The sequence below is a fragment of the Stenotrophomonas sp. genome (assembly GCF_050737075.1).
In the GTDB taxonomy this organism is placed as follows: Bacteria; Pseudomonadota; Gammaproteobacteria; order Xanthomonadales; family Xanthomonadaceae; genus Stenotrophomonas.
Map to the genome: position 1 here is coordinate 53,092 of NZ_JBOHXV010000017.1, position 11,678 is coordinate 64,769.

Here is an 11,678-nt window from a genome sequence, read left to right on the forward strand (position 1 = left end):
AAGCAAACGGGGGTACGGCCGATACATCCTCCGTGCACCTCCCCGAGAACGTCCATGTACTCACGCATTTTCACTAGTCTGGCCGCCCCCCTGGTCCTGACCCTGCTGCTCCCCTTCGCCATCGGCTTCGAGTGGCCCGCCGCTCTGCGCTGGGCGATCCTGACCACGATGACGCTCAGCTGGCTCGGCTTCGCGTGGTGGACCGCCCGCGCCCAGACCCAGCGCTCGCCCGAGCATGCCCGCATGATGCGGGAGCAGGACCAGCTGCTGACCGATCTGCGCGCCTTTGTCGGCAACGAAATCGACGGGTCGCGCGGCGAGATCGAACGCGCCCGTGACCTGATCCGCCAGGCCGTGGCCGGCCTGGGTGGCAGCTTCGAGGCCATGAACCGCAAGTCCCGCCAGCAGAGCCAGGCATTGGCCCGCATCGTGGACCGCGCCGGTGATGACGGCGGCGCCGGGGTCGACGTGGCCCGCTTCGCCCAGCATGCCAGCCACCGCATGGAACAGCTGGTGGAAGCACTGGAACAGGTCAGCGGCCAGAGCAGCACCACCGTGCAGCACATCGACCAGATGGCGCAGCACCTGGATGGCATCTTCGCGCTGCTGGAAGACGTCAAGTCGATCGCCGACCAGACCAACCTGCTGGCCCTGAACGCCGCCATCGAAGCCGCGCGTGCCGGTGAAGCCGGTCGAGGCTTCGCCGTGGTCGCCGACGAGGTCCGCAACCTGTCCGAGCGTTCGACCACCTTCAACGAGCAGATCCGCAAGCTGGCGCACAGCTCCAAGGACGCCATCGCCAAGGTGCGCGAGACGGTCTCCAACATGGCCTCCCGCGACATGGACCGCTCCCGCGAAGCCCGCCACGAAGCGGCGCAGATGCTGGACAACGTGGCCCAGATCAACGCGTCGCTGGGCGACGGCATGCGCGAGATTTCCGAGTGCGGCCGGTCCATCGACAGCAGCGTGGCCGAAGCGGTGCGCGCCCTGCAGTTCGAGGACATCGCCACCCAGGCCCTGGGCGGCGTGCACACCCACCTGGACCGCCTGACCTCGATCAACCGCGAAGCCGTGGCCCTGCAGGAACTGCTGCACCGCAATGGCGGCGTGTTCGACGCCGAGGTTGCCAGCGCCCTGCAGCGCACCGGCAGCCGCCTGCGTGAAATGCGCAGCGAATGGGAGCGTCCGCCGCACAAGCCGGTGAGCCAGCAGAGCATGGCCGCTGGCGCGGTCGAGCTGTTCTGACCCTTGATCCGTGCCGGCAACGGCATCCACGACGGCCCCGGCACTCCCGGGGCTTTCGTGCGTTCACCCCGCCCCCGCAGATGACCGCCTCATGTTGTTGAATACCCTTTCCAGCCATGCAACAACCGCCAGCAACAGCCTGGCGGCCGAAGGCGTGGCCGATGGTGTTCGGGCGCCTGCGGCACCGCTCACGCCGCCCAGGGGGCGCGCGTTGCTGGTGGCGCTGGAGCAGCTGGCGCAACGGGAGCTGGCCGCGCTTGTCGCCGCGCAGCCGGATGCGGCCGTGGCGAATCCCGACCCCGCGTTCGCGGCATTGGCATGGGACCTGGGCCTAAGCGGAAACGAGGTCGAATCAACGGCGTCCCTGCTGGGCACGTAATGAAACGAACCTCAATCCTGTTGGGCGCGTAACAATTCGTAGAGACACGCCATGCGTGTCCGCCGCGCGCAGCGCGGGACAAGCGTCCGAAGCCGCTCGATGACGGCTCGCGACCAACCTACCAATGTTTAGACGTACCGAAGCCAACGGTAGCGCCGGGCTCTGCCCGGCGGCTCTTCGTTCCGGCGTCATGAACATCTGACGCGCTTCTTCGGTTGGGTATACACCCGGATGCATGATCGCGAGCCGTGTTTGACGGGCTTCGGATGCTTGTCCCGCGCTACGCGCGGCGGACACGCATGGCGTGTCTCTACGAACCGTTACGTGCCCAACAGGATTGAGGTTCGTTTCATTACGAGCCCAACAGGATTGAGGTTCGTTTCATTACGAGCCCAACAGGATTGAGGTTCGTTTCATTACGTGCCCATTGAGATCTAGAGCAGAACCGCGCGCGTTTGGGTTACGGAGCCGCCAGAATCCGCGCTGGATCCAGCGTCGCCGCCAGCAGCTGCTGTTGCCCCTGCACCCCGCCCTTCAACCATTGCGCCAGGTCGCGTGGGGTCAGCGGCCTGGAATACAGGTAGCCCTGGATCTCATCGCAGCCCTGGCGGCGCAGCATCGCCTCTTCCTGCTCGGTTTCCACGCCCTCGGCCACCACCTTCATGCCCAGCGCGTGGCCCAGGTGCACGATCGCCTGGGTCACCTCGGCGGTGCCGGCGTCGTGCAGCATGCCCTGCACGAAGCTGCGGTCGATCTTCAGCCGGCCCACCGGGAAACGGTTGAGGTAATGCAGGTTGGAGAACCCGGTACCGAAGTCATCCACCGCCAGCGGCACGCCATGCCGTTCCAGCACGTCGAAACAGTGGCGCAGTACCTCGGTGTCACGGATCAATGCCGATTCGGTGAGCTCCAGCTCCAGCCGCTGCGGCGGCCAGCCATGGGCATGGCAGGTGTCGATCACCCGTTCGGCGAAGCCGCGGTCACGCAGCTGCACGGCCGACACATTCACCGCCACACGGTCGAACTCCAGCCCCGCCCGCGCCCACACCGCCGCCTGGCGGCAGGCCTCGTTGAGCACCCAGTCGCCGATGCGGACGATCTCGCCACACTTTTCGGCAATGGGAATGAACTCGGCCGGGCTGCAGTAGCCGATCCCGGGGCGGTGCCAGCGCAGCAGGGCCTCGATCGCCGGGGGCTGGTCGTGGGTGGCATGCAGCAAGGGCTGGTACGCCAGGCTGAACTCCTCGCGCTCGATCGCCCCCATCAGGGCGTGTTCGATCTCCAGCTTGCGCTGGATGCGCAGCAGGGCGTCCTGGCTGTAGTACTGGTACGTATTGCGCCCGGCTTCCTTGGCGGCGTACATCGCCGCGTCGGCCGCGCGCAACAGGGAATCGAAATCGGTGCGGCCTTCATCCAGCATGGCGATGCCGACGCTGGCGCCGACCTTGAGCGTGGTGTCGCCGCGCTGCAGCGGCTCGGCCAGCGAGGCGATCAGCTTGCGCGCCACATGGCCGGCGTCTTCCGGGTCGGCCAGGTCGCGCAACACCACGATGAACTCGTCGCCGCTGAAGCGGCCGAATAGATCGGCGTTGCGCAGGTTCTGGTGCAGGCGCGAAGCGGCGGCCTTGAGCAGCGCATCGCCGGTGGCGTGGCCGAAGGTATCGTTGATGGTCTTGAAGCCGTCCAGGTCGATGAACAGCATGGCCAGCGCCGCGCCGCGGTCGCGCGCTTCCTCGATCGCATCGGCAGTCTGCTCGCGCAGCAACATGCGGTTGGGCAGGCCGGTGAGCAGGTCGTAGTGCGCCAGCAGCTCGATGCGCTCGTTGGCCTCGCGTTCGCGGGTGATGTCACGGAACAGCACCACGAAGCGCGTCGGCAGGCCGTCGCGGTGGTCCAGCTCGATCAGTACCTGCACCCAGATGCGCAGCCCGGATTGCCGATAGAAGCACAGGTCCAGCTGCTCCGGCAGCCCGCCCTCTGCAATCCGCGCGAGCGCCGCTTCGAAGGCCTCGCGCGAATCCTGGGTGTACAGGGCCAGCGCCTGGTCTAGGCTGATGGGCTCCTTGCGCAGGCCGTGGATGCGATAGCACTCCTCGGTCCACTGCATGTGGCGGGTGCTGACTTCGATCTCGCAACCGCCGATCCGGCCCAGTGCCGAGACGCGGTTGAGCAGCTCGGTGCGCCAGCGGATCAGCGCATCGGTCTGGTGTTGTTCGGTGATGTTCTGTACCTGGCCGAGCAGGCGCTGCATGCGCCCGTCAGGGGTCAGCAGCGGCTGCATCCACAGCCGCAGGTGCAGGGCACCCTCGCCTTCGCGCAGCAGCTCCAGCTCCAGCGTGGTCGGCTTGCCATCGCGCAGCATGCGCCGCCAGGCACGGCGCAGCAGGCTGCGCGAGCGCGGCTCGAGCCGGCGCAGCCAGCGCCGCCGGCCAGTCAGCGGATCATCGCCCACATCGAGCAGGCTGCGGAACTCCGGCGACCACCAGAACTGGCGGTTGTCCGGGTCCCACGACCAGCTGCCCATGCTGGCGATGCGCTGCGCCTCGCGCAGGTGCACCTGCTGCTCCAGCAGCAGCGCCTCCATCTGCTTCTGCGCCTGGATGTCGGTATGCGTGCCCACCATGCGCAGCGGCTGGCCGTCCACGGTGCGCGCCACCACCCGGCCACGGTCCAGCACCCAACGCCATTCGCCGTCGGGGTGACGCACGCGGTACTGCGCCGCATACACCTCGCCTTCGCCGCGCAGGTGCGCGTCCAGCGCCGCCCGTACGGCCGGCTGGTCGTCCGGATGCACCGGCGCCAGCAGCGCCTGGCCTGCGTTGGCCCGGGCATATTCGTCATGCGGCGCCGGCGCGTCGTTCCAGCGCCGGGAATGCGTCACCGCATCGCTGGGCAGGTCCCAGTCCCACAAGCCGTGCCCGGCATGGTCCAGCGCCAGTTCCCAGCGGCTGCCTGCGTAGTTGGCCACCGGCTCGGGAACGCTCAGGGTGAAGGCCAGCAGCTGGCCATCGGGGTCGTGCACCGCGCGCAGCCAGCCATCGAAGCGCCCACGCGGGCCGCCCGGCAGCTGGCAGGGAACCAGCCCGCCGTCGGCCGCCAGCAGGCGCAGATCCTCCAGCAGCTCGCCATAGGCCGCCACCGTGGCCGGCAACCCATGCTCGCGCGCCGCGGGATTGGCAGCCAGCGGGCGTCCGCTCCGGTCCAGGATCACCAGGGCCGATGCCAGGGGGTGCTGCAGCAGACTCGCAATGATCCCTTGGTCCACGCGGTAAGACTCCGATAACGCTCCCGACGCCCGGGAACGAAATCGTTAGCGGCAATTGCGGCCGATAGTTGAGTCCTGCGTGCGCCAGGGGTGGCACAGCCACTACTATGGACCGCCCGCCCTGCCCCGGATTCCGCCGCACCCCATGCCTGCCGCCCCGCCTGGTCCCTCCGCCGACCAACGTCCGCTCGCCAAGGCCCTGCGCCGCGACCGCTGGCGGGTGGTGATCGGCTACCTGGTGCTGGCCCTGGTGTGGATCCTGTGCAGCGACGCGGCCGTGCAGATGCTGGCCTCGGATCTGCCCACCGCGGCACGCTGGCAGACCGCCAAGGGGGCGTTCTTCGTCATTACCAGTGGCGCCCTCATCTACCTGCTGCTGCGCCCACTGGCCCATCATGTGCTGCACACCCACGCGCAGCTGGAGCAGTCCGAGCAGCGCCACCGGCAGCTGTTCGAGGGCAACCCCGGCCCGATCCTGGTCTATGACCTGGACACCCTGGAGATCCTGGACGTGAATCCGGCGGCCTGCAGCCTGTTTGGCTGGAGCCGCGAGGAATTCACCGCCATGTCGATGACTGCGCTGTGGCCGCCCGGCGACGAGCCGGCGCTGGCGGCCAAGCTGGAACAGATCCGCGCCCAGCCCGAGCAGCTGTGCGTGATCACCGCCGACCTGCTGCTCAAGGACGGCAGTCCGCGCCGCATGGAAATGCGCAGCAACTACCTCGACTACGACGGTCGCCCGGCCCGGCTGCTGATCGCCATCGACCGCACCCGCGAAGACCAGGCCCTGCGCCGCCGCGACCAGGCGCTGACCCGGGTCGAGGAAGCCCACGAAATGGCCCGCATCGGCGCCTGGGAAGTGGACCCGGCCACCGGCCTGGGGCGCTATTCGAACCAGGTCTACCACCTGCTCGGCCGGCGCCCGCCCGAGGCGCGCCGCTGGCATCCCTTCGAGGAACTGCTGGTGCCTGCCGACCCGTCCACGGCGGCCCTGAGCGAGCAGCTGCTGCAAGACATGCGTGGCGAGCGGGTACAGATCGACGTGCTGCTGCCGCTGCTCGCAATGGACGGCCGCGCCCTGATGGTGCACCTGCGCGCCGAAAGCGGTACCGACGACGCCGGCCGCCCCCGGGTATTGGGCACGCTGCAGGACGTGACCGAACGCGAGCAGTCGCGGCGCCTGCTGCGCGAACGCGAGGAACAGTTCCGCGAACTCGTTCGCGTGCTGCCGGATGGCGTGGTGATCCTGTCCGACGAACACGTGCTGTATGCCAACGCCTGCGCCGCGGCGCAGTTCGGCTACGGCCAACACACCCTGCTGGGCGAACCGCTGGCGGCGCTGGTAGTCAGCTCGGACCTGCCACGCGTGCGCGCGCAGTTGTTTGCCACCATTCCGCTGCCCACCACCGGCGGCAGCGAGGTCATCGGCATGCGCCGGTTCGATGGCCAGTGCTTCCAGGCCGGCCTGGCGGTGGGCGACGTGCGCTATGGCGGACGCAACTGCAAGCTGCTGATCGTGCGTGACCTGAGCGAGCCCGAGCGCATCCGCGAGGCGCTGGAGACCAGCAACCGCGAACTGCAGGCGATGGCCGGCCGGCTGTTCTCGCTGCAGGAGGACGAGCGCCGCGCGATCTCGCGCGACCTGCACGATGACATCGGCCAGGCCATCACGGCGATGAAACTGTCCGCCTATGCCGCACAGGACGAGGCCGACCCGCGCCGGCGCGGCGAGGACCTGGAGCAGATCATCCAGCTGGCCGATGCCACGGTGGGCAAGCTGCGCGACATCTCCACCCTGCTGCGCCCGCCGCAGCTGGACGCGCTGGGCCTGGAAGCGGCGCTGCGCTGGCAGGCGGGCATGCTGTTCCGTTCGGCGCCGATCGAGCTGCTGGCCGACATCCAGTCACTGCCCCGGCGCCCGCAGGGCGACATCGAGCAGGCCTGCTTCCGCATCGCACAGGAGAGCCTGACCAACGTGCTGCGCCACGCGCGCTCGAGCCAGGTCAGCCTGAAACTGCATGACGTGGACGACCACGGCCTGCACCTGCAGGTCCGCGACGACGGTGAGGGCTTCGACCCGGACGGCCCGCGCGGACTGGGCCTGATCGTGATGCGCGAGCGCGCGCAGAGCGTCGGTGGCACCCTGAAGATCGAATCGGCGCATGGTGCAGGCACCCTGGTCGACCTGTACCTGCCGTACCGCATCGACGGTACGGCCACCTCCGATACCCTGGAACACTGAGTTATGTGGAACCCTTCCCTGCCCCTGGTCAGCATCGAGGACGCCCCGCCCCGCCTGGGTGCCGGCAATCCCGAGCTGCAGGCGATGGTCAACGAGGCCGCCTCCGGCGGCACGCCGCTGATGCTGATGCACGTGGACATCGACCACTTCGCGTCGGTAAATGAAAACATGAGCGCCGAAGTCGGCGACCAGGCGCTGGTGCTGGTTGCCCAGCGCCTGCAGCACCACCTGCGCGGCCGCGGCAAGCTGTGGCGCCACGGCAGCGACGAGTTCCTGCTGGCGGTGCCGCGCACGGCCGACCTGCCGCTGCCCGATGACCTGGCCGAGGAGATCCGCCAGCAGCTGGAACTGCCGCTGTCGGTGCTGCCGTACACGCTGTTCATGACCGGCAAGCTCGGCGTCAGCCTGTGCCCGGAACACGCCACCGAGACCTCGCGCCTGCTCGACCACGCGGAGGACGCGCTGTACCAGGCGGCGCGCGAGGGCGGCAATGCGGTGCGCATCCACGCGGTGAACACGCCGTCGAGCGCGCACAGCGAGAGCATCATCGCGCGGCAGATCGTGGACGCGATTCCGAACGGCGAGCTGAAGCTGCGTTACCAGCCGCTGGTGAGCGCCCGCGACGGCCACGTGGTGGGCATGGAGGCGCTGCTGCGCTGGCAGTCGCCGACGCTGGGCATGCTGGTGCCGGAGCGCTTCATGCGCACGGCCGAGCGGCTGGGCATCATTGTGCAGATCGGCACGTGGGTGCTGGAAGGCGCGCTGAAACAGGCGAAGCTGTGGCGCGACCAGGGCTTCGACGATTTCACGATCGCGGTCAATGTCTCGACGCTGCAGCTGCTGCGCCCGAACTTCTTCGCGGAGGTGATGTCGTTGATGCAGACGGCGGGAGTCCCCGCGCAGATGCTGACGCTGGAGATCAACGAAAGCGCGCTGACCAACAACGTGAATTTCGTCCACGAGACGCTGGTGAACCTGCGCAATGAGGGCATCAGCCTGAGCCTGGACAATTTCGGCACGGGCGATTCCAGCCTGAGTGCGCTGGTCCGCTACCCGGTAGACAAGCTGAAGATCGACCGCAGTTTCATCAAGAGCGCGCCGGCCGGCAACCGCGAGGCGGCGATCGCGCGCGCGATCATCGCGATGGGCCACCAGCTGGGCATGACGGTGATCGCCAACGGAGTGGAATCGCAGGCGCAACTGGGCTTCCTGCGCCGCAACGACTGCGATGTGTTCCAGGGTTACCTGTTCGGCGAGCCGATGTCGGCCGATGCGGCAGGCATGACGCTGCGCCGGCGCTACCTGCGCCCGGAGGCGTTCGCCGAGACTCGGCCTGACCGCACGCTGCTGCTGCTGGACGACGAGGAAAACGTGCTGCGCTCACTGGTGCGCCTGTTCCGCCGCGACGGCTACCGGATCCTGGCAGCAGGCAACGTACGCGATGCGTTCGATCTGCTGGCGATCAACGACGTGCAGGTGATCCTGTCCGACCAGCGCATGAGCGACATGAGCGGCACGGAGTTCCTCGGCCGGGTAAAGATGCTCTACCCGGACACGATCCGCCTGGTGCTGTCGGGCTACACCGACCTCAACACGGTCACCGACGCGATCAACCGCGGCGCAATCTACCGTTTCCTGACCAAGCCCTGGAACGACGACGAGCTGCGCAAGCACATCCACCAGGCCTTCCGCACGCACGAAGAGCAGCGCCGCGCCAACACCGCACAGCCTGCAGCAATTTCCGCACCCGAAGCCGAATGACCTAACGCCGGGAGTTGCCAACCGCTCGTAGAGCCGGGCTTTGCCCGGCTGCTTCATGCATTCAGGCGAACAGCCTGTAGCCAACGGTTTCCTGGATTTGGCGGGACGGTGCGGGTTTACGGGGGACGCTGCAAGTACGTCCATGTAAGCTCAGTCGCCGCATCCATGCGGCTCATGCCCCCGCAAACCCACCCCGACCCGCCTTTGACAGTGTGCTGGTGGCCAATAGAGAAGCGGGGCGACCGCACGCACCATTGACCGCGCGCACTGTCCCACTGTCGGTAGGGTTGGTCGCAAGACAACTGCCGTGAACCGATCAACGTCCGGTAACGCGTGTGATTTGGCGAGACCACGAGGGCCGGCCAACGGCCGGCGCTACCGCTCTTCCCATGGCAACGACACACTGTCAAAGGCGGGTCGGGGCCGGTTTGCGGGGGCATGAGCCGCATGGATGCGGCGACTGAGCCCCCATGGATGGGTTCACGGCGTCCCCCGCAAACCGGCACCGTCCCGCCAAATCGCGGATATCGTTGCCAAACGGCTGTTCACCACGATCCAACAGCAGCCGGGCAACGCCCGGCGTCACAGCACATCACGCAATCACGGCATCCAAAAGGTCAGCGCGGCTGCTTGATCGGCAGCACCAGCCGGAACTTCGAGCCCTGGCCTGGCGTGCTGTCCAGGTCGATGCGGCCGTGGTGCTTGTTGATGATGCTGTAGGAGATCGACAGGCCGAGGCCGGTGCCGCTGCCGACCGGCTTGGTGGTGAAGAACGGATCGAAAATACGCTGGCGCAGCTCTGGCGAAATGCCGCCGCCGGTATCTTCGAACTCTACCCACACATGATCGCCATCGACGCCGGTGCGCACCGTGATCGTGCCGCGCTCGGCAATGGCGTGGCCGGCGTTGAGCAGCAGGTTCATGTACACCTGGTTGAGCTCGGACGGCAGGCATTCCACCAGCGGCAGCTGGCCGAACTCGCGGTGCAGCGTCACCTTGTACTTCAGCTCGTTCCAGATGATGTTGATCGTCGATTCCAGGCCGGAATGCAGATCGACCAGCTTCCACGACTCGTCGCGGCCGGAATACGAAAAGTCCTTCAGGTCGCGCACGATCCGGGTGACCCGCTCGATGCCCTCGCGCGACTCGGCCATCAACTGCGGCAGATCGCGGCTGATGAAATCGATGTCGAAACGGTTGCGGATATCGTCGATCTCCGGAATCAGCGCCTTCGGGTCCGGCGCGCGCAGCGCCCGCTCGTACGCCTCGATCACCGTGAACAGGCTGCGCAGGTATTCCTGCAGGCTGCCCAGGTTCGAGTGCACATAGCCGATCGGGTTGTTGATCTCGTGCGCCACGCCGGCGGCGAGCTGGCCGATGGACGCCATCTTCTCCGACTGCAGCAACTTCTCCTGCGTGCCGTTGAGGCGCAGATACGCCTGGCGCAGCTCGGCGTGGCGCTGCTGCAGCTCGCGCTCATAGTCCTCCTGGCCCTCGATGCGGCGGAACAGCGCCAGATAATGGCGCTGCCCGGCGTCGTCGTGCTGGTAAATGTGCGCGATCACCATGCGCTCGCCCACCGGCAGGCTGCCGTTCCAGTGCCCGTGCTGGCGTGCGTGTTCGAGCGCGTCGGGCGGCAGCAGCTGGCGCAGCCATTGCGCCGCGCCCACCTGCGGATCGCGGTCGGCCTGCCCGAGCATCTCGCGCACGGCCGCGTTGGCCACCGCTACGCTGCCATCTTCGCGGAACAGGAGCACGCCTTCGTTGATCCGCTCGAACAGCGCAAGCAGGACCGGCTGCGGGGGCAGCGGCGCGGTGACAAGGGAAGTAGACACGGTCACGGTCACATCGGGCAGCCAAACAAGGCGCCCACTATATCCGTGTTGGAAAGATCCGGCGCCGTGTGCGCCCTGCCAGCCTCAGGCAACGGCCAGCGGGCGGCGGGTGTGCATCGTGTTGGACTGGCCCTTGGCGTCGTACGCCGAGGCCTCTTCGCTACGGCCCAACTGGCGCAGCGCCCAGTTGACCTCGCGGCGGCGGCGCGCCAGCAGCACGCCGTTGGCGCGGTTGCGCTCGGCCAGCTCTTCCAGCTTCGCGTTCTGCCCCACCGGCAGCGCGGCTTCCAGCGCACGCAGCGCGTCGAGCTTGGCACCGGTGGCGCGGATCAGGGCCTGCACGTCGTGCTCGACCAAGGCCTGGCGTTCCACGTCCAAGGCCTCGCTGAGGCGCTGCAATGGCTCGCTCATCGCCAGTTTCATCCCTGCAGCTGCTGGTCCAGCTCAAGCATGCGCGAGGCGATCGCGTCGGGATTGATCTTGTAGGTGCCGTTCTGCAGCGACTCGCGCACGGCCTGCACGCGGCTGGCGTCGATCGCCGGGGCCGTGCTCAGTTCGCGCTGCATCGCCTGCAGGCTGGTGGCTTCGCCGGTCAGCCGAAGGCTGTCGGCAGCTTCCACGGGGCGTGCCGGGGCATCGGTGCCGACGCTGGGCTTGGTCCCCGGCGCAATGCTGCGCAGATGGGCGGTTGCCTGCAGGTTGCCGTCGATTTTCTGGCTCATGGGTCTGTCCTGGAGTTGCGGTTCACAAGGGATAACGGCACGGGCACCGCCATCTTTAGGGGCTTTCGCGGTTTTTTTGCCGGTTTCCGCCCCGGATTCATCTTTCTGGTCAGCGCGTCACAAAAACGTCGCCACTGGCCGCCACGGTGCCCTGCACGATCTTGCGTGAAGACAGATTCTCTACCGAAACACGTTCATTTTCACCGGCATCGGCCAGCGCCTTGCCTGC

9 protein-coding genes are annotated in these 11,678 nt (G+C 67.5%); 4 read left to right on the top strand and 5 right to left on the bottom strand.

The genetic code is table 11. From position 1 onward, the window contains the following. Window positions 1-54 precede the first annotated feature (54 nt). Together ACREPD_RS06375 and ACREPD_RS06380 are read left to right on the top strand one after the other, a co-directional pair. Window positions 55-1,245, top strand: coding sequence for a methyl-accepting chemotaxis protein (locus ACREPD_RS06375; protein WP_421566833.1), 1,191 nt, complete (start codon window positions 55-57; stop codon window positions 1,243-1,245). Between the two features lie 91 nt (window positions 1,246-1,336). Beyond that, window positions 1,337-1,624 carry a hypothetical protein gene (locus ACREPD_RS06380; protein ID WP_431598537.1) on the top strand — a complete coding sequence of 96 codons (288 nt, stop codon included), beginning with the start codon at window positions 1,337-1,339 and terminating at the stop codon, window positions 1,622-1,624. Between the two features lie 460 nt (window positions 1,625-2,084). On the opposite strand, the gene ACREPD_RS06385 is transcribed toward ACREPD_RS06380, so the two are convergent. Then, entirely contained in the window at window positions 2,085-4,889 is a 2,805-nt protein-coding gene (locus tag ACREPD_RS06385; protein ID WP_431598538.1) for a sensor domain-containing protein, read from the bottom strand. 145 nt (window positions 4,890-5,034) lie between these two features. On the opposite strand from ACREPD_RS06385, the gene ACREPD_RS06390 reads away from it, so the two are divergent. Both ACREPD_RS06390 and ACREPD_RS06395 read left to right on the top strand, forming a co-directional pair. Next, window positions 5,035-7,131 (top strand): PAS domain S-box protein, encoded by a 2,097-nt coding sequence (locus ACREPD_RS06390; RefSeq protein ID WP_431598539.1) that lies wholly within the window; start codon window positions 5,035-5,037, stop codon window positions 7,129-7,131. A gap of 3 nt (window positions 7,132-7,134) precedes the next feature. Next, window positions 7,135-8,892: an EAL domain-containing protein gene (locus ACREPD_RS06395; RefSeq protein WP_431598540.1), complete on the top strand. Its 1,758-nt coding sequence runs from the start codon at window positions 7,135-7,137 to the stop codon at window positions 8,890-8,892. A gap of 617 nt (window positions 8,893-9,509) precedes the next feature. Here ACREPD_RS06395 and ACREPD_RS06400 read toward each other — a convergent pair. The 4 genes from ACREPD_RS06400 to ACREPD_RS06415 form a co-directional block, all read right to left on the bottom strand. Continuing rightward, window positions 9,510-10,733: an ATP-binding protein gene (locus ACREPD_RS06400; RefSeq protein WP_431598541.1), complete on the bottom strand. Its 1,224-nt coding sequence runs from the start codon at window positions 10,731-10,733 to the stop codon at window positions 9,510-9,512. A gap of 78 nt (window positions 10,734-10,811) precedes the next feature. Then, the gene (locus ACREPD_RS06405) at window positions 10,812-11,144 is read right to left on the bottom strand and encodes a flagellar protein FlgN (protein ID WP_431598545.1); all 333 of its coding nucleotides are present in this window, start codon (window positions 11,142-11,144) and stop codon (window positions 10,812-10,814) included. Between the two features lie 2 nt (window positions 11,145-11,146). Continuing rightward, window positions 11,147-11,449, bottom strand: coding sequence for a flagellar biosynthesis anti-sigma factor FlgM (gene flgM / locus ACREPD_RS06410; protein ID WP_421571153.1), 303 nt, complete (start codon window positions 11,447-11,449; stop codon window positions 11,147-11,149). Window positions 11,450-11,558: 109 nt separating this feature from the next. Beyond that, window positions 11,559-11,678: flagella basal body P-ring formation protein FlgA (locus ACREPD_RS06415; protein WP_431598546.1), on the bottom strand; the 120-nt coding region annotated here is incomplete at its 5' end.